The 21,145-nt window shown below is 33.8% G+C and carries 21 protein-coding genes; 8 read left to right on the plus strand and 13 right to left on the minus strand.

The window, feature by feature from the left end; translation table 11 throughout:
• Nucleotide 1: 1 nt before the first annotated feature.
• Nucleotides 2-574 (minus strand): helix-turn-helix domain-containing protein, encoded by a 573-nt coding sequence (locus ABEB23_RS04040; RefSeq protein ID WP_348811091.1) that lies wholly within the window; start codon nucleotides 572-574, stop codon nucleotides 2-4.
• A gap of 242 nt (nucleotides 575-816) precedes the next feature.
• Complete coding sequence (gene mnmE / locus ABEB23_RS04045; protein WP_348811092.1) at nucleotides 817-2,217, minus strand: tRNA uridine-5-carboxymethylaminomethyl(34) synthesis GTPase MnmE; 1,401 nt, start codon at nucleotides 2,215-2,217, stop codon at nucleotides 817-819.
• A gap of 180 nt (nucleotides 2,218-2,397) precedes the next feature.
• Between mnmE and ABEB23_RS04050 the strand changes: the two genes are divergently transcribed.
• The 3 genes from ABEB23_RS04050 to ABEB23_RS04060 all read left to right on the plus strand — a co-directional run bounded on the left by ABEB23_RS04050 (nucleotide 2,398) and on the right by ABEB23_RS04060 (nucleotide 6,148).
• Entirely contained in the window at nucleotides 2,398-3,228 is an 831-nt protein-coding gene (locus tag ABEB23_RS04050; protein ID WP_348811093.1) for a universal stress protein, read from the plus strand.
• Between the two features lie 172 nt (nucleotides 3,229-3,400).
• Complete coding sequence (locus tag ABEB23_RS04055; protein ID WP_348811094.1) at nucleotides 3,401-4,234, plus strand: universal stress protein; 834 nt, start codon at nucleotides 3,401-3,403, stop codon at nucleotides 4,232-4,234.
• A gap of 141 nt (nucleotides 4,235-4,375) precedes the next feature.
• Nucleotides 4,376-6,148: a MutS-related protein gene (locus ABEB23_RS04060; protein WP_348811095.1), complete on the plus strand. Its 1,773-nt coding sequence runs from the start codon at nucleotides 4,376-4,378 to the stop codon at nucleotides 6,146-6,148.
• A 236-nt stretch (nucleotides 6,149-6,384) separates the two neighbouring features.
• On the opposite strand, the gene dnaN is transcribed toward ABEB23_RS04060, so the two are convergent.
• From dnaN to ABEB23_RS04085, 5 genes are all read right to left on the minus strand, one after another.
• A complete protein-coding gene (dnaN, locus tag ABEB23_RS04065; protein ID WP_348811097.1) occupies nucleotides 6,385-7,503 on the minus strand; it encodes a DNA polymerase III subunit beta in 1,119 nt (372 codons plus the stop codon).
• Between the two features lie 108 nt (nucleotides 7,504-7,611).
• A complete protein-coding gene (gene gldG / locus ABEB23_RS04070; protein ID WP_348811098.1) occupies nucleotides 7,612-9,297 on the minus strand; it encodes a gliding motility-associated ABC transporter substrate-binding protein GldG in 1,686 nt (561 codons plus the stop codon).
• Nucleotides 9,297-10,022, minus strand: a complete 726-nt coding sequence (gene gldF / locus ABEB23_RS04075; protein ID WP_348811099.1) for a gliding motility-associated ABC transporter permease subunit GldF — start codon at nucleotides 10,020-10,022, stop codon at nucleotides 9,297-9,299. Before gldF ends, gldG begins: the two co-directional genes overlap by 1 nt.
• 67 nt (nucleotides 10,023-10,089) lie before the next feature.
• The gene (locus ABEB23_RS04080; protein WP_348811100.1) at nucleotides 10,090-10,386 is read right to left on the minus strand and encodes a putative quinol monooxygenase; all 297 of its coding nucleotides are present in this window, start codon (nucleotides 10,384-10,386) and stop codon (nucleotides 10,090-10,092) included.
• Nucleotides 10,387-10,465: 79 nt separating this feature from the next.
• Complete coding sequence (locus ABEB23_RS04085; RefSeq protein WP_348811101.1) at nucleotides 10,466-11,293, minus strand: SAM hydrolase/SAM-dependent halogenase family protein; 828 nt, start codon at nucleotides 11,291-11,293, stop codon at nucleotides 10,466-10,468.
• Nucleotides 11,294-11,477: 184 nt separating this feature from the next.
• On the opposite strand from ABEB23_RS04085, the gene ABEB23_RS04090 reads away from it, so the two are divergent.
• Nucleotides 11,478-12,428, plus strand: coding sequence for a PhoH family protein (locus ABEB23_RS04090; RefSeq protein WP_348811102.1), 951 nt, complete (start codon nucleotides 11,478-11,480; stop codon nucleotides 12,426-12,428).
• Between the two features lie 73 nt (nucleotides 12,429-12,501).
• Here the strand turns inward: ABEB23_RS04090 and ABEB23_RS04095 are convergent, their stop codons facing one another.
• Nucleotides 12,502-12,921: an RrF2 family transcriptional regulator gene (locus ABEB23_RS04095; protein ID WP_348811103.1), complete on the minus strand. Its 420-nt coding sequence runs from the start codon at nucleotides 12,919-12,921 to the stop codon at nucleotides 12,502-12,504.
• Nucleotides 12,922-12,931: 10 nt separating this feature from the next.
• Nucleotides 12,932-14,131, minus strand: coding sequence for an NO-inducible flavohemoprotein (gene hmpA / locus ABEB23_RS04100; protein ID WP_348811104.1), 1,200 nt, complete (start codon nucleotides 14,129-14,131; stop codon nucleotides 12,932-12,934).
• A gap of 252 nt (nucleotides 14,132-14,383) precedes the next feature.
• Between hmpA and ABEB23_RS04105 the strand changes: the two genes are divergently transcribed.
• Nucleotides 14,384-15,208 carry a Cof-type HAD-IIB family hydrolase gene (locus ABEB23_RS04105; protein ID WP_348811105.1) on the plus strand — a complete coding sequence of 275 codons (825 nt, stop codon included), beginning with the start codon at nucleotides 14,384-14,386 and terminating at the stop codon, nucleotides 15,206-15,208.
• 159 nt (nucleotides 15,209-15,367) lie between these two features.
• Complete coding sequence (locus tag ABEB23_RS04110) at nucleotides 15,368-16,321, plus strand: phosphoribosylaminoimidazolesuccinocarboxamide synthase (RefSeq protein ID WP_348811106.1); 954 nt, start codon at nucleotides 15,368-15,370, stop codon at nucleotides 16,319-16,321.
• Nucleotides 16,322-16,401: 80 nt separating this feature from the next.
• On the opposite strand, the gene ABEB23_RS04115 is transcribed toward ABEB23_RS04110, so the two are convergent.
• The gene (locus ABEB23_RS04115) at nucleotides 16,402-16,941 is read right to left on the minus strand and encodes an SRPBCC family protein (RefSeq protein ID WP_348811107.1); all 540 of its coding nucleotides are present in this window, start codon (nucleotides 16,939-16,941) and stop codon (nucleotides 16,402-16,404) included.
• Between the two features lie 24 nt (nucleotides 16,942-16,965).
• Nucleotides 16,966-17,427, minus strand: coding sequence for a DUF1801 domain-containing protein (locus tag ABEB23_RS04120; protein ID WP_348811108.1), 462 nt, complete (start codon nucleotides 17,425-17,427; stop codon nucleotides 16,966-16,968).
• A 352-nt stretch (nucleotides 17,428-17,779) separates the two neighbouring features.
• Between ABEB23_RS04120 and ABEB23_RS04125 the strand changes: the two genes are divergently transcribed.
• Complete coding sequence (locus tag ABEB23_RS04125) at nucleotides 17,780-18,184, plus strand: ankyrin repeat domain-containing protein (protein ID WP_348811110.1); 405 nt, start codon at nucleotides 17,780-17,782, stop codon at nucleotides 18,182-18,184.
• Nucleotides 18,185-18,260: 76 nt separating this feature from the next.
• Here the strand turns inward: ABEB23_RS04125 and ABEB23_RS04130 are convergent, their stop codons facing one another.
• Both ABEB23_RS04130 and ABEB23_RS04135 read right to left on the minus strand, forming a co-directional pair.
• Complete coding sequence (locus tag ABEB23_RS04130) at nucleotides 18,261-18,857, minus strand: DUF2238 domain-containing protein (protein ID WP_348811111.1); 597 nt, start codon at nucleotides 18,855-18,857, stop codon at nucleotides 18,261-18,263.
• A gap of 99 nt (nucleotides 18,858-18,956) precedes the next feature.
• Nucleotides 18,957-20,045, minus strand: a complete 1,089-nt coding sequence (locus tag ABEB23_RS04135; RefSeq protein ID WP_348811112.1) for a M42 family metallopeptidase — start codon at nucleotides 20,043-20,045, stop codon at nucleotides 18,957-18,959.
• An 83-nt stretch (nucleotides 20,046-20,128) separates the two neighbouring features.
• On the opposite strand from ABEB23_RS04135, the gene ABEB23_RS04140 reads away from it, so the two are divergent.
• Nucleotides 20,129-20,803: a DUF4294 domain-containing protein gene (locus tag ABEB23_RS04140; RefSeq protein ID WP_348811113.1), complete on the plus strand. Its 675-nt coding sequence runs from the start codon at nucleotides 20,129-20,131 to the stop codon at nucleotides 20,801-20,803.
• Nucleotides 20,804-21,145 lie beyond the last annotated feature (342 nt).

Here is a 21,145-nt window from a genome sequence, read left to right on the forward strand (position 1 = left end):
ATTAATTGAAAATGGAATCAATATCTTCTTTTCTCACAAGGGTGTATTTACCTTGTTTCTTCTTTGGTATTTTGAACCTAATAATAAGATTATACAATGCTGCACTAGATATATTGTATTTCTCCTGTGCTTCTTGAATAGTGTAAGAATTGTCAAGATTAATAATGATTTCTGGACTTTCTATGCTTTTTTGAATTTCTTTTAAATTATTGTCAAAATAAGTATCAATATCTTTTCTCCTGATAAGCGTTTTTCTAGTTGAAAAACTAAAAGAGTTGATTTCCTTTCTTTCTATCAATCTGTAAAGAGTTTTTGTGGAAATATTCAATAATTGAGAAGCATCTTTCACAGTTAAAAAATCTTTGTTTTTTATTTCTTCAATTTTTTCTATAGATTTCTCATTTGCCTTAGATAAAGTTTCCAAATCGCTATCCTTAATTTTTAAATTTCGAATTAGCATTTTGTTATTTCTGCCGTTGCAAATACTAGAACAAAATCGGGTACGAGTAGTCTTTGCCACAAACGGATTTTTGCAATATTCACAGACACGATTTATACTTAAATTGGAGCTCATTAATTACTGAATTAAATAGTGTTTATTCGACTTAAAAAGAATTAAGGGGAAATAAGGGACATAATTTGTCCAACTTTTATTCAAATATAATAAATAATTTTAACGAGGTACAATATCGGTACAAAAAATACAAAAAAATGAAAAATTAAATCAAAACAAAAAAAAATAAAAAATAAAAAACCCTTGTTTTACAAGGGTTTTGGTGTGTTTTAGTTTGTGGTAATTTGTTTAAATTTGGGTATTTATTTGCCGATACAGAAATTAGCAAAAATATTCCCAAGCAATTCATCATTCGTCACTTGTCCGGTAATCATCCCAAAATGGTACAGAGCTTCTCGGATGTCGAGGGCCATCAAGTCGCTGGACAAGTTGGTTTCTAAACCATATTTTACTTTTTGGATTTCTTCCAGGGCTTTTAACAGCGAATCATAATGTCTGGTGTTCGTCACAATGGTTTCGTTATTTCGCAAAGCACCGGTATTGACAAAAGATAATAATTGGTTTTTGAGGTCATCAACGCCCAGTTTTTCTTTTGCCGAAATAGTTTCAAGAATAACATTTAAAGGTTCAAGTTGTTTTTTTATCGTAAGGATTTCATTTTCAGTAAGCAAATCAATTTTATTGATTACGACAACTAAAGGTTTTAAAGGAAACTGATTTTTTATTTTTTCAATTTCAACAATGTATTCGGAACTTTGAACTTTAAACTTTAAACTTTCAAACAAATACAGAACTACCTGAGCCTGATCAATTTTTTCGAACGTTTTTTTAATTCCGATACTCTCCACCACATCCACAGTTTCACGGATTCCCGCCGTATCTATAAATCGGAAACCGATACCACCTATTACTAATTCGTCTTCAATTGTATCACGCGTAGTTCCGGCAATTTCCGAAACAATAGCGCGCTCTTCGTTCAATAAAGCATTTAAAAGCGTCGATTTACCTACATTGGGTTCACCCACGATAGCCACAGGAATTCCGTTTTTGATTACGTTACCCACAGCAAATGAATCGATTAATCGTTTGAGTACAAATTCAATTCGGTTTAATAATTCATGAAATTGGGTTCTGTCGGCAAATTCTACATCTTCTTCTGCAAAATCCAATTCGAGTTCAATCAGAGAAGCAAAATTCAAGAGTTCTTCACGTAATTTAGCTATTTCATTAGAGAAACCTCCGCGCATTTGTTGCATGGCAATTTGGTGCGAGGCCTCATTGTCTGACGAAATTAAATCAGCAACAGCTTCGGCTTGTGATAGGTCGAGTTTTCCGTTTAGAAAAGCTCTGAGGGTAAATTCTCCCGCATTTGCCATACGGCATCCTTTTCGAAGCAATAATTGTATAATTTGCTGTTGGATATAAGTTGAACCGTGGCAGGAAATTTCAATCGTATTTTCGCCTGTATAGGAGTTAGGACCTTTAAAAATAGATACCAGAACTTCATCAAGGGTTTTAGTTCCATCAATGATATGACCTAAGTGTAAGGTATGCGTTTTCTGGGTAGTTAAGTCTTTGTTTTTAATGGATCGAAAAACAGAATTACCAATCGCAATGGCATCCTCGCCGGAAATTCGGATTATGGCTATTGCCCCCGCTCCTGAAGGAGTTGCCAGTGCCACTATAGAATCATTTGGAATCATATTTTTATTTGAAATTTTATGCAAAAGTAAGTAAAATTGAGGTGGGAACAAGACAGGCTTATAAAAGCATTAACTTTATTTCGAGTTAAAAATATGCCAAACTGATAATTATCATACTATTTTGTTAAAAATTTTGTAAATTTATGTAAATAATTGATTTGTAATTAATTAAGATATATTATGAAAAAAATTCTGTTTCCCACTGATTTTTCAGATGCTTCTAAAAATGCATTTATTTATGCCTTAAAGTTGGCAGATAGTATAAATGCTGAGATTATTACTTTGCACGTCTATCAATTGCCACAGGCCAGTTATATTGATGTAACGCCTTATCTGCAAGAAATTTATGAAGTAACCGAATTAAGTAATTTTGAAAACTACAGAGACGAGATTCCTGTATTGAGAAAGATTGCCGATGAAAATGATTTAGGACACATCAAGATCAGTAATGTGCTTGTAATGGGTAATTTGATTCAGGAAACCATTGAAGTAGCCAAGAAAGAACGTATTGACTATGTGGTTATGGGAACCAAAGGAGCTACGGGATTAAAAGAAACTTTTTTGGGCACGATTACCACTAAGGTCATGAATGATACCGAAGCAGTGGTTCTGGCGATTCCGGAACACTGTAAATACGAGCCCATCAGAAAAATACTTTTTCTTACGGAATATATAGAGGAAGACTTGGAAGTATTAAAAAAAATAATGTCTTTGGCCAAAGTGTTTCAGGCCCATATTGATTGCTTGTTTGTAAAAGCCCCTCATCAAATAAACTATGAAGAGAATATGGAGGACTGGAGGCCAATAGTCAAAAATCATGATGTTGCTTTACATGCTATTGCAGGTACTGATGTAGAGGGGATTATTTTGGATTTTATTGATTTAAATAAAATTAGTATGGTAGCCATGCACGTTCATCATAGAAATTTCTTTGAAAAGTTATTCCAAGTTAGTCTTTCAAAAAAATTGAGTTTTCATCTCAATGTGCCTATTTTGGCTATCCATGGATAAAAGGATTTTGATTCAATTGTTGCATTTTTAGTTTGAAAAAAAGCGAGTAGTTTCAACTGGATTCAATATTTTTTAATTTAGAATAAAAAATATAAACTACTGTTTTTTAGTGTGTTATGAGATATTTTTTTATTTACCTTTGATAGGCGAAACATATTAATTCTATAATAAAATGAAAAAAATTCTATTCCCAACAGATTTTTCTGAAGTGGCCAACAATGCATTTGTGCATGCTTTAGAATTTGCCAAAATAGTGCAAGGAGAGCTTATTTTGTTACATACATTTGAATTGCCTGTGTTTGATAATCAGTTTTTTCCTGAAAATTATGCCATCATTTATGATTCAGTTGAGTTGTCTCAATTTGATATGTTTAAAGATGAAATTCCAAAGTTGCGCGCCATAGCAGAAGAACATCATCTTGATAAAATAAAAATGACACACCGGCTTATGGATGGTGATTTACTGTCTAATATCAAAAAGTCGATTAAAGAAGATAAAATTGATTTTGTGGTAATGGGGACTTCTGGAGCTACGGGATGGGATGCATTTTTTGTTGGAACTAATGCCAGTTCTGTGATCAACCATATCGATGTTCCAATGTTGTGTATACCATTGGAAGCCAAATTCAAAAAAATTGAAACTATCGGATTTACAACCCGTTTTAGACCAAAAGATAAAAAAGCATTGAAAATAGTTTTGGATATTGCCCAAAAAACCAAAGCTAAAGTAAAATGTTTGTATGTAAAAACCAGCAGTTCTGATGTTTCAAAAGAAACAATAGAAAAATGGGAAACTGATTTTATGAACGACCCCATTGAGTTTTTTGTAATTAGCAGTGATGAGGTAAAAGAAACGATATTGGATTTTATTCTTTATAAAGAAATAGATGTTTTGACGATGTTAACTTATAAAAGAGGTTTCTTCGAAGGAATATTCAAGCCTAGTTTAACCAAAAAAATGGCTACCAATTTTGATATCCCTATTTTGGCAATGCAAATTGATTAATTTTTGTCAGATGACTTCAGAAAAGGCAACACACTAAGAACTGTTTTAGTAGTTTAGGCAGCTGCTTTTGTGAAGTATTTCTTCTTTTTAATGGATGAAATAGTACTGTAAGCAGTATATTTGCAGTTCATCATTTGAATTATGGGAGTGTATCAGGAAAAAAAAGAAACGTATTCAGCCGAGTTAAATAGAATTAATAAAAAGTACAATAGTATAAGCATTTTAAGGCTTCTCACTATTGTATTTTTTTTGGTGTCACTTTATTATTATATTAAAAACAGCGAAACCATTTTTATTGCTTTATCCCTTTTGTTCTTTGGATTGTTTATCGTTTTGATGCGCATTCATTCTAAATTGGCTTTCCAAAAACAAATCAAACAGGAGTTATTGGAAATTAATGAAAATGAAGCTGCCTATCTGGAAAGAAAAAAAATCCCTTTCGAAAACGGTCAGGAATTCAATGATTTTCATCACCCATATGCCTATGATCTGGATATTTTTGGAGAACATTCCTTATTTCAAAATCTGAATCGAACAGCCACTTATATTGGAAAGAAAACATTGGCCAGACAATTGCTAACCCTGTTGTCAAGTGATGAAATAGTCAGAAACCATCAAGCGGTGCAAGAATTATCACAGAAGTTTGATTGGCGTCAGGAGTTTTTGGCTTTAGCCAAAATAAGCAAAGATACTTCCTCCAGTTACGAAACATTATTGATTTGGAGTAAATTCAATAGCACTCCTTTATCTAAAGCGAATGTGCTGATTTCATTCCTAGCACCTATACTTTTTCTGGGGGTTTTCATTGGATATCTGTTTACATCCAATTCTCTTTTCCTAACTTTTATGACCTATTTATTTATCTTTAATTTGGCCTTTTTAGGTAGGTTTTTAAAGCGAATCAAAGTCGAAATAGCGAATTCGTCAGATATAGATAAAATCATCAGTCAGTATGGATTATTGATGCAAAAAATTGAACAGGAATCTTTCCAATCGGAGAAATTAATCGATTTGCAACAAAAACTGACATTTAAAAAAGAGAATGCCAGTGTTCACTTAAAACAATTGGCTGGATTATTTTCGAATATGGATAGTATCGGGAATTTTGTAACGGGCATCGCTTTCAACGGAACTTTTCTTTTTAATGTTCATGTATTAAAAGCATTGATTCAATGGAAAAAAGAGCATGCCGAAGCTCTGGAAGATTGGTTGGAAGTCATTGGCGAATTCGAAATGCTAAACAGTTTGGCGAATCTTTCGTATAACAATCCCGATTTTGTGTATCCTGTATTGAATAGCAATTTTGAAGTTGATTTTTCTAATTTAAGCCATCCGTTATTGAACCCCGAAACCAGAGTAGGGAATGCCGTGCGTTTTCAGCCGCAATCGTTCATGATTTTGACAGGCTCAAATATGTCTGGGAAAAGTACTTTTTTACGCAGTTTAGGAATTAATATGGTACTGGCTGGAATAGGCTCGTCAGTTTGTGCCAGTAAGGCGAATGTACATCCATTACCGGTTTTGGTATCGATGCGATTATCCGATTCCTTATCCGACAGTGAATCGTATTTTTTTGCAGAAATCAAGCGTCTAAAACAAATTATGGATGAATTGGCAAACAGACCTGCTTTCGTGCTACTGGATGAAATATTACGAGGAACCAATTCGGATGATAAACGAAACGGAACCATTGAAGTAGTCAAAAAAATAATTGCTCAAAAAGCAGTTGGAGCCATCGCAACACATGATATAGAAGTGTGCCTCACCACAAATGAATATCCCGATATACTGACGAATAAATGCTTTGAGGTCGAAATACAAAATAACGATTTGCATTTTGATTATAAACTTAGAGATGGTATTTGCCAAAACCGAAGCGCTACTTTCTTAATGAAGAAAATGGGAGTTATTTAGTGTACAGTTTTTCGGTATTCAGTTTTCAGTATTCAGTTTTCAGAATGCAGTTATAATAGTTTTTGGAAAAAACTTTTATAGGCTCAAGTCCAACACCCAACACCCAACATCCAAAAAACCAATTCCTAAATAAAGCAAAAAACCGCAATATCTGGTTAGGAAATTGCGGTTTTTTAAATATAAAAATGGTTTGGTTAGTTAACGTATTTTATAATTTCAATTATGAAATGAGGTGATTAGCCGTTCAGCATTACCGGCATTACAAGCATTGTAACTGTTTCACCTTCTTCTAATCCATCAACAGGAGTCAGGATTCCTGCTCTGTTTGGCAAGGACATTTCAAGCATGATCATATCCGATTGTAAGTTGGTCAACATTTCTGTCAAGAAACGGGAATTGAAGCCAATTTGCATATCATCACCTTGATAATCACAAGTCAATCTTTCTTCAGCTTTATTAGAGTAATCAATATCTTCAGCAGAAACATTCAATTCCGCACCAGCGATTTTCAAACGAATTTGGTGTGTGGTTTTATTTGAAAAGATAGCCACACGACGTACAGAACTCAAGAATTGAGAACGGTCAATCATTAATTTATTTGGGTTTTCTTTTGGAATTACCGCTTCATAGTTTGGATATTTTCCGTCTATCAAACGACACATTAAGATATAATTTTCAAAAGAGAAGGTAGCATTCGAATCGTTGTATTCTATTTTTACTTCAGTATCCGAAGTAGAAAGAATATTTTTTAAGATGTTCAAAGGTTTCTTTGGCATAATGAAATCAGCCACTTGTGAAGCCGTAACGTCGGTACGGGCATATTTTACCAATTTGTGAGCATCAGTAGCCACAAAAATTAAACCTTGTGGAGAAAACTGGAAGAATACACCTGACATTACCGGACGTAAATCATCGTTTCCTGCAGCAAAAATTGTTTTGCTTATGGCTGTTGCCAAAACATCAGCAGGTACAAGGGTTACAGAAGGTTCTTCTAAGTTTACAGATTTTGGAAATTCTTCTCCTGGAGCGTAAGCTAAAGCATATTTTCCCGAATTTGAACTGATTTCGATTGTACTGTTTTCTTCAACAGTGAAAGTTAAAGGTTGTTCCGGAAATGTTTTAAGGATTTCCAAAAGTAATTTTGCAGGAACAGCAACACTGCCTTTGCTTGTAGAATCAATGTCTAAAGTTGCAGACATTGTAGTTTCAAGATCAGATGCAGAAACTGTTAAAGTATTATTGTCTAATTCAAACAAGAAATTATCTAAAATAGGTAAAGTATTGCTATTGTTGATAACGCTGCCTAAAACTTGTAATTGTTTTAATAAGTACGAACTCGATACTATAAATTTCATCTGTTATATTTTATTGTTTTTGGATATACTTTTTAACTTTATTTAAAAACCATATACTTTACAAATATATCGTAAACTATTCTAGTTTGGAAAATTTTTTATTAACATCTATTTACTGTATTTTCTTTTTCTGAGGAACGTAAACAGGAGTCCAAAAAGCCCTAAAATTAGAATTGGTAGCCCGATAGTTATGAGCTGGGTTTGCGTATAGTTTGCATAAACTTTTTCTTTATCCAATAATGGCAGATCAAGATCCTTGCTTCGAATGTTAATAAGTCCGTTATCATCTAACAGATAATTGACACAATTTATAAGAAAGTCTTTGTTATCGTATAAATTTCCGGATCTTTGGTCATAACCCAATTCAACTGGCTGCATGTTCTTATCCAATTGATTTCTGATTAAATCCCCATCAGAAATCACGATCATTTTGTTCTCTTTTCCTTTGGTTTCAAATGATTTCTGGTCAAAAGGCAGTACCCTGTTTTCAAACATCGAATGAAACTGGCCTTCCAATAATACCGAAAGGTTGATGTTTCCCTTATTGAGGTAATCGTTTGGTGTGGTTTCTTCGGTTACAATAGCCAAATTAACTTCGGCAGGCGTTCCTATTTTTTTCGAATACTGGGACGATTGCAAAAGAATGGTTTTCTTGATTCCATTTTTTAAGGTATCAATTGAATTGGCAAAATCAAATTTGATTCCACCCAAATTTTTCACAATTGGATGTTGACTGCTTGGATACACCTGAGGGGCAAATTTCCAAACGAATTCCTGAAATTGAGCAGCACTTCCCGGATCGCCAGAAGCTAGTTTTATAGGACTTCCTTGTTCATCTTTTACCATATCGGGATTAATTCGGATACCGTATTTAAAGAACATGTCATTGAGGTTTAAATCTCTTGGATACGCCAATGTAGCTCCCGAAGAATTATATAAACTATCCATTTCTACAGAAACCTGATCAATAAGCCACATGGTTTTCCCTCCATTCATAATGAATTGGTCAAGAACCTGTTTTTCGGCATCGGAAAAGGTCTCGGTTGGCTTAGCAATAATCGCTAAATCGTATTTTTTTAACGCATCCAAACTTGCAGTCGGATTTTTGGCAACAGAATCTAATGTAAATGGTCCAATATGGTAGCTTTCCCTAACCTGTAGCAGAAACTTGGCAATAAAGGCTTCATGAAGCTCGCCATTTCCTTTGATGATGGCTACCTTTTTTTGTTTTTCCTGAGTTATTTTATTAAAAGCATCGGCAATTGAATATTCCAAATGCTGCACAGAACCAATTACTTTATCAGTTGTTGAAGCTCCCATTCGGTTTTTCAACAAAGGAATATTCACTTCTTTGTTATTATAAACTGCAATTGCCCACGGGAAAACCATGGCTTGTGATTGTTTGCCTTTATCGTCAACGGTTATGTTTATTGGAGTAAGCCCTTTTCGATACAATTCTTTGATATTGTCCATGCTTTCCTCTTCGTTTTCCAAAGGATCTACGAATTCGAAAACAATATTGGAATTATATCCTTGAAATTCTTCCAATAATTGACGGGTTTCCTGCTGTAAACGTTTGAATTCAGCAGGCAAATCACCTTGCATATATACTTTTACAGACAAAGGATTTTTGACTTGTTTTATGATATTTAGTGATGTCGCAGAAAGCGTGTATCTTTTGTCTTTGGTTAAATCAAAACGATGAAAAAAAGCACTGCCTATCAGATTCAAAACCAATAGAACAGCAAGGGTAATCAGTAGCGATTTCAGGTTGTTTTTCTTAGAAGTAGTCATTAGGATTTGAAAGATTTTAGATTATAAACAGTAAACGAAAGAAAGGCAACCGTGATACTGACAAAATAGATGATGTCTCTGGTGTCCAGAACGCCGCGGCTCATGCTTTTGAAATGGTCTTGCATACCCAAAGATGCGATTACAGAAGAAACAGCAGGAAGTACGGAGGCTAAACCTTCAAATCCAAAGAAGAATACAAAGCATAAAAATACTGCTACAATAAAAGCGACGATTTGATTATCTGGCAGAGTCGAAGTAAAAATACCGATAGCAGAATAAGCGGCAATCAGGAATAATAATCCAAAATAAGATCCAATGGTACTTCCCATATCGATATTACCTTCCGGCATACCCAGACTGGAAATCACTTCAACATAAATAAAGGTTGGAATTATCGCCATGACAATAAGAAGCAAGGCACCCAGAAATTTTCCGTTTACGATTTGCCAAATGCTCAAAGGTTTGGTCAATAATAATTCAAGTGTTCCCTGCTTTTTCTCATCCGAAAAACTACGCATGGTAACGGCTGGAATCAGAAATATTAAAATCCACGGAGCCAAGGTGAAAAATGGAGTCAAATCGGCAAAACCCGTATTCAAAATATTATAATCGCCTTCAAAGACCCAAAGAAAAAGGCCGTTTAAAATAAGAAAAATGGCAATAACGAGGTAGCCTACAGGCGAACCAAAAAAGGATTTTATTTCTCTTAATACAATTGATTTCATGTTTTTTTTAAAGTTATAAGTTGTGGGTTATAAGTTGTCGCGTATGTAAACTGCGACTGAACATTGATCACTGTAAACTGGCCACTTTATCAACGCTCCAAGCTTCAGGTTTATCATTAAATAATTTCTTGGTAAATGTCCAAACCTCATTAAAAAGCTCTGAATTTCTATAATTTTCTAAATCGGTTTCGGTTTCCCAATAACTGTAGGTGAAGAAAATACTTTTGTTGCTTTTGTCCTGATACAGTTCTAAAAAACGGTTACCGGGGGCATTTCGTATTTTATCTTTCATTAATTCAAAGTTTTCTAAAAAAGCAGGAATGTTTTCCTCGTGAAAACTCAATTTTACTATTCGTATAAACATTTTGGATTTATAATTTAAGTCCCGAAGCTTCGGGAGAAGATTTATGGTTTTAGATTTTTAAACTGATTACTGATCACCACTAACTGAATACTATACTTATCACATCTCTGTAATTCAATCCTAACAAACTATTTGCGGAACCCACTTTAGAAGGATTACTTCTAAAAATAGCGATCTCAAGAAAACCGGCTTCATTAAAAATGGCTAATTTTTCTCCTTCATAATATTTTATGGGGTATTTTTCAGAACTCGCAATGGCCGAATAATTAGGCAAAATGGTTTTGATATTTTTGGTTTTCATTACAATTTCATATGGTCGGCCTTTAGCTACTTCTAAAAATTGTTTTTTTGAAATATTGGTCACCACATTTCCAAAATGGTCAATATAAATAACATGTCCTTTTAGTGAATTGCCCTCATCAGCAACAATTGCTTGTAATTCGGTTACTTGCTTGATGCTTTTTATTTCTTTACCAATGACGTTTAGTAAACCGCCTTTTGCAATATGACAGGCAACTTTTACAAAAACATCCATATCCGTAGCTTCATTATGCAAGCGATCGTGGATGTTAATAGTCACAATTTTTTGAGGTACAATTCGTTGCGAAAGCATGCTTAAAATACCATTATCGGCTGCAATAAAATAATGATCGTTCCATTGCATCACAATATGTTGGTTTTCTTTATTCCATTCCATGTCAACTCCAATGAGGTGAACAGTGCCTTTTGGGAAACTGGCGTAGGAAGCTCCAATAATGTAACTGGCTTCTACTGTGTTGAATGGGTCTATATCGTGAGAAATATCAATAATAGAAGCCTCTGAATATTCAGATAAAATCTTCCCTTTCAAAGCACCGATAAAGTGATCTTTCAAGCCGTAATCGGTAGTAAGGGTAATTATTGACATAAATTTGTTTATAACTATTGACGATATCTAAACCTAATTTTCATTAAATTTGAGAAATGCAAAGCTAATAATAGTAAATTCAAAAAAGCAAAAAAGAAAAAACAAATTCTAAATATTAATAAGTTTTAAACCCAAAAAGCATTTGAATTATAAATTGATTATTTTAACCTAAAAACTATTCCTTTTGAACGAAAGAATCATCGAGCTCATAGACATCGCTCCAAAAGAATTTTGGGGTGCTCAAGACACTCATCTTGAAACAATTAAAAAATATTATCCAAAATTAAAAATTGTTGCTCGTGGTACGACAATAAAGGCTTTTGGAGAAAAAGAAGTTTTGGACGAGTTCGAGAAGCGTTTCCAGCGGTTGATGCTCCATTTTACGAGATACAACACAATTGATGACAATGTGATTGAACGCGTTATTCTTGGCGACGGACAGGATGAAAGAAAAATTCAGGGCCATGACAAAATTTTAGTGCATGGTGTGGGGGGGAAAATCATAAAACCGATGACTCCTAACCAACAACTGTTGGTAGATACCATGGATAAAAATGATATGGTTTTTGCCGTTGGACCTGCGGGAACAGGAAAAACCTATACTGGAGTTGCGATGGCTGTGAAAGCCTTAAAGGAAAAACAGGTGAAAAGAATTATTCTTACCCGACCGGCGGTAGAAGCAGGGGAGAACCTTGGTTTTCTTCCCGGGGATATGAAAGAAAAACTGGATCCTTACATGCAACCTTTATATGACGCCTTGCGTGACATGTTACCCAACGAAAAACTGGAAGATTATATTCTGAAAGGAATTATCCAAATTGCACCTTTGGCATTTATGCGCGGTCGAACTTTGGATAATGCTTTTGTTATCTTGGATGAAGCTCAAAATACGACGCATTCCCAAATGAAAATGTTTCTGACCCGTATGGGGAAAAATGCCAAGTTCATGATTACCGGTGATCCAGGCCAGGTTGATTTACCTCGCAGAACCATTTCAGGGCTTAAAGAAGCCATATTGGTCTTAAAGGATATTGACGGAATTGGTATTATTTATCTTGATGATAAAGACATTGTACGACATAGATTGGTCAAAAAAGTGATTGATGCATACAAACAGATTGAGAATCATGATTAACAAAAAAAAGGCTTTTTTATAAAGCCTTTTTTTATGACGGATTCTTGGGGAAATCCAGTTATTTTAAGATATTTTAAAACATAGCATTCCAATTTTTAAATTCTAAATCGGAAAGTTTAGATTGATTTAGATTTTCAAGAAAAGCGGAATAGGCGTCATTGAATAACGATTTTAATTTACAATTGTGTGATTGGAAAATACAAGGTTTTGAATTGCAATCAACTATAGGAACATCGTCTTGTTCCAGAAGATGAATTAAATCACCTAATCGAATTTCTCTTGCCTTTTCGGAAATGACAATTCCTCCATTTTTTCCCCTTTTAGTAATAATTAATTGATTTGCTGATAGGAATTGAACCACTTTAATGAGATGGTTTCTCGAAATTTTAAAGGTATTCGCTAAATCATCTAAAGAACTTTGTGGAGTGTCTTTTTTTTGATTTAAATACATTAAAACGCGCATACTAAAATCGGTAAAGTGGTTCAATCTCATAATAAAATTACTAATTAAGGCTTAATAAATTTGGGCCAAATTCTTCATAAAGAATATTCTCTCTATCGATACCAAGTGCAACCAAAGATTGGTATTGAACTTTTATGAAAAGAGCAGGCCCACAAATATAATATTTTGCATCCTTAATAAGGATTTCTTCCTTGATTTGATGCAAATCGATTCTTCCTTCGATGGCATTTGTTTCTGATTCAGGTAAAGTTTCATAAAAAACAAAAGAGGTCAACCAATCCTGTTCGTTATTTAACTCTTCAATTGTGTTTTTAAAAGCATGCACATTTTCATTACGACAACTGTGAATCCAAACTGTCTGATTTTTTTGAAGTGAATTTTTGTTGGTTTCTATCATACTCATCATTGGAGTAAGCCCAACACCTCCGCTAACAAGTACCAAGGGATTTTTAGCTTCCGGATCAGCAAAAAATACACCGGCAGGTGCACTAACTTCAATAGAGTCTCCTACTTTTTTATTATGTAATGTATTCGAAACAATACCGTCAGGCGTAGTCTTTCCAATTTCTTTTTTAACCGAAATTCTATAATATTCGTTGTTTGAATGTGATGACAGACTATATTGTCTTGGTTGTTTATGACCTAATTCTGGAATAAACGTGCTCACTGATATATATTGACCCGGATAGAAATCAGCAATCTCTTTGTTGTCTTCCGGTTTAAGATAAAATGAATTAATCTCTTCACTTTCTTTTACAATTTTTGCAATTACAAAAGTTCTCCATCCTTTCCAGCCGCCTTTTTTAGTCGTTGTTTTTTGATACATTTCGGCTTCAATCCCAATCATAATTTGGGCTAGTTCATTGTATGCACATGTCCACGTTTCAATTAATTCGGCAGTCGCTAAATCTCCTAAAACTTCTTTTATGGATCCAATTAAATGGTTTCCAACGATATCATATTGCTCAGGTGCAATATTTAAACTGACATGTTTATTTCCAATTGATTTTAATGTGTTGATTAATACAGTAGGATTTTCAATGTTTTCTGCATAAGCAAGGACAGCTCCACTCAAAGCATCTTGTTGTTTTCCACTGGCTTGGTTTGCCATATTGAAAATATTTTTTAACTCCGGATTATTGGTTAGCATCCTCTGATAAAAATAAGATATTAAATCATTTCCATTTGATTTTAAAATAGGCACAGTTGCTTTGATTAATTCTTTTTGATTCGCATTCATAATTATTACAATTTTTATTTTTTGCAAATATAGGTATCGTTATCTTATTGTTGTATATAAAATGCAACAATATTTTTTAAAACTTTTTTTGGACAAACTAATTCAATGGGAGGAAACTAATTATTAATTTAAAATAAAGAGCAAATTGAAGATGCTTTCTAAAAGTTAACCCAAACTTTTCATTAAACTTTGTGTATCTGTTTAAAATACAATAAATTTGGATTTATTAAAAATGACAGTGAAAAACGAGCAATGACAAAACAAAAAATTAAAGTAGTAATTAGCGATTTAGACGGTACATTACTTAACGCAGACCACAGAATATCCCAGTATACTAAAACCATTTTTCAGGAACTTCATAATCAAAACTATCTCGTAATTGTGGCAACAGGCCGTCATCACCTAGATGCGATGCCTATAGTTGAAACCTTAGGAATTCCGCTTTATCTGGTGACATCAAACGGGGCAAGGATCCATTCGCCAGAAAAAGAACTTCTTTTTTCTATTAATATGGAAAGTAATTCTGTTAAATCGGTTTTGTCTTTAGATATTGATCCAACAATTACAACCGTATTATTCCGAGAAAATGTTTGGCAAACAAATAAACACAATGAAAAATTAAATGAGTTTCAGCCAGAACTGAATTATCATCCTGAATTGGTAGATTTTGACAATTTAGAGGATTTAAGTGCCATAAAAGTATTCTTTACCCATGAAAAACATTCTAAATTGATTGAACTGAGAGATCAGATTTTAGAGAAGCATTCGGATCTTTTCAGTCATGCGTTCAGTCTTCCGCTATGTTTAGAATTTATGGATAAATCGGTAGACAAAAGTGTCGCTATTGCAAAAATTCTAGAAAAAGAAAGTTTTGATTTCCATCAAGCAATATCTTTTGGTGACGGATTCAATGACGAGAAAATGCTCTTGAAAACAGGTAAAGGCTTGGTTATGGGTAATGCCCCTGATTCTTTGAAAACGAAACTCTCTCATTTGGAGGTAATTTCAACAAATGATAACGACGGGGTTGCAAAACATTTACATCAAGAGTTATTAAAATCAACTATTTCAACATAAAACTTAGCGCTGTAAAATTTTCTGAGGGGCAGGTGAAACCGTTGATTTAGTCTCACAATTTATTAATTGTTTGAACTATGTTGATTCCTTGCATTTCTTCCTAAAATAATCATAAATTTGCATTCGTAAAAAAACAACAACAACTCAACAATAGTAATAATGAGCAACACAATCACAACAACTGATTTTAATTTTCCTAATCAGAAATCAGTTTATAGAGGAAAAGTTAGGGAAGTATACAATATAAATGATGAGCTTTTAGTAATGATCGCTACAGACAGGCTTTCGGCTTTTGATGTGGTTTTACCAAAAGGGATTCCATATAAAGGTCAAATCCTAAACCAAATTGCTACCAAATTCATGGAACTTACAAAAGATATAGTTCCTAATTGGTTGATTGCTACTCCGGATCCAAATGTTGCTGTTGGTCATTTATGTGAGCCTTTCAAAGTAGAAATGGTGATCCGTGGATATGTTTCAGGCCATGCTGCCCGTGAATATGCTGCCGGAAAAAGAACCCTTTGTGGGGTAACTATGCCAGAAGGACTGAAAGAAAATGATAAATTCCCAACCCCAATTATAACACCGACAACAAAAGCGGATAATGGGGAACACGATGCAGACATTTCCAGAGAGGATATTCTTTCTAAAGGAATTGTTACTGAAGAAGATTATTTAGTTTTAGAAAAATATACCAGAGCATTATTTCAAAGAGGAACTGAAATCGCAGCCAGTCGTGGGTTGATTTTAGTGGATACCAAATATGAGTTTGGAAAAACCAAGGATGGTGAAATTGTTTTAATAGATGAAATTCATACACCGGATTCTTCTCGTTATTTTTATGCTGAGGGATATCAGGAAAGACAAGATAATGGACAAGAACAAAAGCAATTATCCAAAGAGTTTGTTCGTCGTTGGTTAATTGAAAATGGTTTTCAAGGTCAGACAGGACAACAAATTCCGAATATGACTGACGAATATATCGAAACCGTTTCAGACAGATATATTGAATTATACGAGAACATCTTAGGTGAAAAATTCGTAAAAGCAGATATTTCTAATATCAATGAAAGAATTGAGAAGAACGTTTTGGCTTATTTAGCAAATAGATAAGAGAATTTGATCAAACAGATTACATAAAAAAACCGCAATCGAAGTTTAGATTGCGGTTTTTTGATTTTGCAAATTATGATTTATTCTTCCATGACAACTTTTAGATTGTAAAGTCCTTTCTCCAGATCTTTTCCTAGCATTTCATCCATATTCATGAAAACTAACATTAAATTCATGGGATAAGGTGATTTTCCATTAAAGCCCCATTTTACTGTAGTTTTATTTGGTGAAACAGCTTCGGTAGTCATGTAAGCCATGTCTGTCGATTCAAATGGAACTTTGAAACGCAATTCAAAATCAATTCGTTCTCCTTCAATAATTTTTTTGATTTCCTGTTCGCCTACGCCTACATTTTTATCTTGACTTTCCCAGGCTGATATCGCTCCGACAGTTCCGTCCGTTCCTGAAAAAGTTTTTTTCATATTGGGATCCATTTGTGACCAAACACTGAAATTGTCTTGATTTTTTAGAAATTTCACATAGTTAAAAATACTGTCTTTAGGTTTGTTGATGCTAATTTCCCTTTCTACAGCATATTCTTTTGGCAGAAATAATGCAACAATTAATGCTAAAGCTATAATTCCCAATAATCCAAAAATAATTTTTTTGATAATGTTCATGGTGTCTAAGTTTAAAGTGAATGATTATTTTGATTTTTTAAAATTGAATTCATAAGAAGAAATCCAATCTTGAACCGTAATTTTTTGCATAAGTTGCGCTATTAGATCATAAGGAATCTGGTCTAATTTTTTAAATCGGATGCAGCCTTTTCCCATATCTAATTTCTGGGAACTGTATTTTGGATATTCTGTTGCAAACCAATTCAGTAATTCTTTGTCTGCATAAAGTCCCATATGGTACAATGATATAAAGTTTTTTTGTGAAGCGATGTTTACAAAAGGCAAAGGAAGTTTTGGGGAGCAATGATATCCATCGGGATAAATTGAATGCGGAACAACAAATCCTATCATTCCATAACTCATTTGTTCTGCAAAACCGTCCGGAATATTTTTAGCGATGGTCTCGCGAAGTTTGTTTAAATACGGTTTTCTTTCTTCGGGAATTTCCGTTAAATAGTCCTCTACTGATAGTGCTGATGATTGCATAATGTGATTTGTTTCAAGTAAATTTAGTAAAAAAAAATACAATTTGCAGTTTGAATTATTTTTTTGCAGAATTATGGATTCGGGATACTTCTAATGTTAAAAAAAATATTTTATTCTTAAAGAGTGTAACGTTTTTGATATTTAAACGTCTCTATATTAGGCTCTTTGAAGTTTTTCGTTTTAGTTAGTTTTCTAATTTAAAGAAAGTTAAAAAGTTAATTTTATGTTAAATTTAAGTACCTTGTAAAGCAAGATACCTTTTTTTATACATATATTTGTAAAGGCAAAATAAGTAGCCATTTAAATCATCAAAAATCAATCAATCAATTAATTAACGAAAAAAACAATCATCATGAAAAAATCAATCGTTTACCTAGGAATTGCTTTAGTGACATTCTCAACAGTTTCTCAAGCATCAAATTACAATTCTTCTACTCAAAAAGAAATTAATCGTCCTACTTATGAAGGAGCAACTCCTTTGTGTGTAGCAATTTCTAAAGGAGAAATAGATCTTGTAAAAAAATTAATTGGATATGGCGCAGACGTTAACGAAAAGTCAAATGGATTAACTCCTTTAATGATGGCTGCCAGATTTAATAAAGTAGAAATTATTAAAGTATTATTGGCTAATGGAGCCAATCTAAAAGAGAAAAATGAGAGAGGAATGACTGCATTAAAATATGCTGAAATATCCAATGCTACAGAAGCAGCAGCGTTTTTGAAATCATCAGAATCAAAACCTGTGGCTAGTCTATAGTATTTATTTGAATTAGTAAAAAAAAGCATCATTGTACAATTACAATGATGCTTTCCTGTTTTTATAAATAATAAGGTCAGAGAGTTTTAAGCTGTTTATCCTGAATTTTAGATAACAGAACCAAACCGGTAATTGCTCCGATTGTTGCAAATAGCATATCCGACTGTGTATCCCAAATGTAACCCTGAGTTCCTAAAAATGCATCTCCCTCGTCTCCTGATAAAAGTGAAACAGCCCATTCTATCCATTCGTATGCGGCACTTATGGCCAAACATATGGAAACGACAATGAAATTAAAAAAGCTTTTATTGGCAATTACACTTTTTCGGATAAACAATTCTCGAATGATCATTGCTGGAATTAATCCTTGTGCAAAATGTCCCACTTTGTCATAATTATTTCTGCTTTGATGAAACGCATCTCTGATGAAATCAAAAAGAGGAACTTCGGCATAAGTATAATGCCCTCCAATGAATAAAATAATACAGTGAATTAAAATTAAGAAATAAGTAAAATTGGTAAATCTGAATTTTTTAAATGTAGATGCTAAAATAGAAACTCCTATTAAAGCCGGTATAATTTCTAAAAAACAGGTAAAACCTTCTTTTGGATTAATGATTGACCAAAGGAAGGTTCCTGAAAAAACGATTAACATGATGTAAATGGACTTCATTTATTGTTTTTTTAGCCCCGATAGCAGTGGAGATCCTTTTCCTTTTTTCTTTAAAAAGGGAAAGATCGCAACGAATAGCGGGATTAGCTCCTAAAGAAACTATTTGAAATAAGAAAAAGTTTCCTCGTTTTCTATTTTTAATAAGGTTTCATAGATTAGTTTGATCACATTTTCTACGTCTTCACGGTGTACCATTTCAACTGTGGTATGCATATAACGAAGTGGTAATGATATCAAAGCCGAAGCGACACCACCATTACTGTAGGCAAAAGCATCCGTATCGGTTCCGGTAACTCTCGATGAAGCTAATCGTTGAAAAGGAATTTCTTTTGCAAAAGCGGTTTCCAGAATTAACTCTCTCAAATTATTTTGTACTGCTGGCGCATAAGTAACAACTGGACCTTTACCAATTTTGGTTTCTCCTTCAATTTTTTTCTCAATCATTGGAGTAGTGGAGTCATGACATACATCAGTAATGATTGCCACGTTTGGTTTTATGGTTTGGGTAATCATTTCGGCACCACGCAGACCTACTTCTTCCTGAACAGAATTAGTAACATATAGTCCAAAAGGAAGTTTTATGTTGTTTTCATGTAGCAAACGAGCTACTTCAGCAATCATAAATCCGCCCATACGGTTGTCGATAGCACGGCAAACAAATTTATTTTCGTTCAAAACCATAAATTCATCCGGGTAGGTAATCACACAACCCACATGAACACCCAATTTTTCAACTTCGTCCTTTGTTTCACAGCCTAAATCAATAAATAGATTGCTGATTTTTGGGTTCTCCTCTTTATCCCTGTTTCTGGTATGGATTGCAGGCCATCCAAAAACACCTTTTACAATTCCTTTTTTGGTATGGATGTTTACGCGTTTTGAAGGCGCAATTTGATGATCTGAACCGCCATTTCTAATCACATAAATTAATCCGTCATCTGTAATGTAGTTGACATACCAGGCAATTTCGTCTGCATGACCTTCGATTACTACTTTATAGGGAGCGTCTGGATTGATTACCCCAACCACAGTTCCATACGTATCGGTAATAAAAGTATCCACATATGGTTTCATGTATTCCATCCAAAGTTTTTGACCTTGAGCTTCAAAGCCTGTTGGAGATGCATTATTTAGGTATTTCTCTAAAAACGTAAGAGAGCTCTCTTTTAATATTGATTCAGTACTCATAAAATTATTTTTCCGCTAAATTATAAATTTGGCTTTACAGTTGTATATTTAATGCATAATTTTGACAATTAAATTTTTCAAACATGAAGATTATTAAAGTTCTACTTTTCTTACTTTTTATTTCTGTATCTGCTACTGCGCAGGTAACCCAAAAGGACACAATAGGAATGGGCTACGTCCTGACAGAAAACGATACTATTCTTAGCGATACTATATTATTACCCGAAATTATTATTCATAAAGAGAAGTTAGATCTCGAAGCCAAAAAGCAATTTTTAATTCTTCAGAACAGAGTATATAAAACCTATCCGTATGCAAAATTGGCCTCCGAAAGATTGACTGCTTTAAATAGAGGAATGGCAAAGCTTAAAACGAGCAAGGAAAAAAAGAAATACTTCAAAATTGTAGAAGACTATCTTAGTAATGAATTTGAAGCCAGACTCAAGAAGCTTTCTCGTAAACAAGGACAGATACTCGTAAAATTGATTCACCGCCAAACTGGGAATACAACGTACGAATTAGTGAGTAATCTTAAAAACAGTTGGAAAGCGTTTTGGTCCAATTCAACAGCCAGGATGTTTGATATAAACCTAAAAACAAAATACGCTCCCTTTGAAGTCAATGAAGATTATTTAATAGAGACTATATTAGTAAGAGGTTTTGAGTCGGGACGATTGCAGAATCAAAAACCGGCTAATCCGGTAGATTATGATGCCCTCACTGATTTCTGGCTATCCAAAAAGGCTGCAGAAAAGTAATTAAATCAATTTTGGCGTTCCCTACAATAAACAAACCCGTTATTTCGAAAAGGAAATAGCGGGTTTGTTTGTTTACGGTCGGGCTATACGCTTCAAGTCCTCGCCGCGTTTCATTGCATTGCACTTGTCTGTGGGCTTTACGCTGCTATCCCTAACGCGGGAGGGGGGAGAAACACCTTTACTATATATGAGGAGCACTTTTTTGAATCCTCAGTCTAAAGAAGAAAAGCAGGCTACATATATATAGTATAGTGAAAAACCACCGCAAGCAAGAGAAAATCCCGACAAATCCCCTGGGCTTTAAAAAACTTTGTGTTACAAAAAACGGTATATCAGTGAGTT

Source organism: Flavobacterium maritimum, from assembly GCF_040049085.1.
Classification (GTDB): Bacteria; Bacteroidota; Bacteroidia; order Flavobacteriales; family Flavobacteriaceae; genus Flavobacterium; species Flavobacterium maritimum.

Coding starts and splice junctions, on each gene's coding strand:
- ABEB23_RS04040 (WP_348811091.1), bottom strand. CDS start 574: ATGAGCTCCAATTTAAGTATAAATCGTGTCTGTGAATATTGCAAAAAT.
- mnmE (WP_348811092.1), bottom strand. CDS start 2,217: ATGATTCCAAATGATTCTATAGTGGCACTGGCAACTCCTTCAGGAGCG.
- ABEB23_RS04050 (WP_348811093.1), top strand. CDS start 2,398: ATGAAAAAAATTCTGTTTCCCACTGATTTTTCAGATGCTTCTAAAAAT.
- ABEB23_RS04055 (WP_348811094.1), top strand. CDS start 3,401: ATGAAAAAAATTCTATTCCCAACAGATTTTTCTGAAGTGGCCAACAAT.
- ABEB23_RS04060 (WP_348811095.1), top strand. CDS start 4,376: ATGGGAGTGTATCAGGAAAAAAAAGAAACGTATTCAGCCGAGTTAAAT.
- dnaN (WP_348811097.1), bottom strand. CDS start 7,503: ATGAAATTTATAGTATCGAGTTCGTACTTATTAAAACAATTACAAGTT.
- gldG (WP_348811098.1), bottom strand. CDS start 9,297: ATGACTACTTCTAAGAAAAACAACCTGAAATCGCTACTGATTACCCTT.
- gldF (WP_348811099.1), bottom strand. CDS start 10,022: ATGAAATCAATTGTATTAAGAGAAATAAAATCCTTTTTTGGTTCGCCT.
- ABEB23_RS04080 (WP_348811100.1), bottom strand. CDS start 10,386: ATGTTTATACGAATAGTAAAATTGAGTTTTCACGAGGAAAACATTCCT.
- ABEB23_RS04085 (WP_348811101.1), bottom strand. CDS start 11,293: ATGTCAATAATTACCCTTACTACCGATTACGGCTTGAAAGATCACTTT.
- ABEB23_RS04095 (WP_348811103.1), bottom strand. CDS start 12,921: ATGAGATTGAACCACTTTACCGATTTTAGTATGCGCGTTTTAATGTAT.
- hmpA (WP_348811104.1), bottom strand. CDS start 14,131: ATGAATGCGAATCAAAAAGAATTAATCAAAGCAACTGTGCCTATTTTA.
- ABEB23_RS04105 (WP_348811105.1), top strand. CDS start 14,384: ATGACAAAACAAAAAATTAAAGTAGTAATTAGCGATTTAGACGGTACA.
- ABEB23_RS04110 (WP_348811106.1), top strand. CDS start 15,368: ATGAGCAACACAATCACAACAACTGATTTTAATTTTCCTAATCAGAAA.
- ABEB23_RS04115 (WP_348811107.1), bottom strand. CDS start 16,941: ATGAACATTATCAAAAAAATTATTTTTGGATTATTGGGAATTATAGCT.
- ABEB23_RS04120 (WP_348811108.1), bottom strand. CDS start 17,427: ATGCAATCATCAGCACTATCAGTAGAGGACTATTTAACGGAAATTCCC.
- ABEB23_RS04125 (WP_348811110.1), top strand. CDS start 17,780: ATGAAAAAATCAATCGTTTACCTAGGAATTGCTTTAGTGACATTCTCA.
- ABEB23_RS04130 (WP_348811111.1), bottom strand. CDS start 18,857: ATGAAGTCCATTTACATCATGTTAATCGTTTTTTCAGGAACCTTCCTT.
- ABEB23_RS04135 (WP_348811112.1), bottom strand. CDS start 20,045: ATGAGTACTGAATCAATATTAAAAGAGAGCTCTCTTACGTTTTTAGAG.
- ABEB23_RS04140 (WP_348811113.1), top strand. CDS start 20,129: ATGAAGATTATTAAAGTTCTACTTTTCTTACTTTTTATTTCTGTATCT.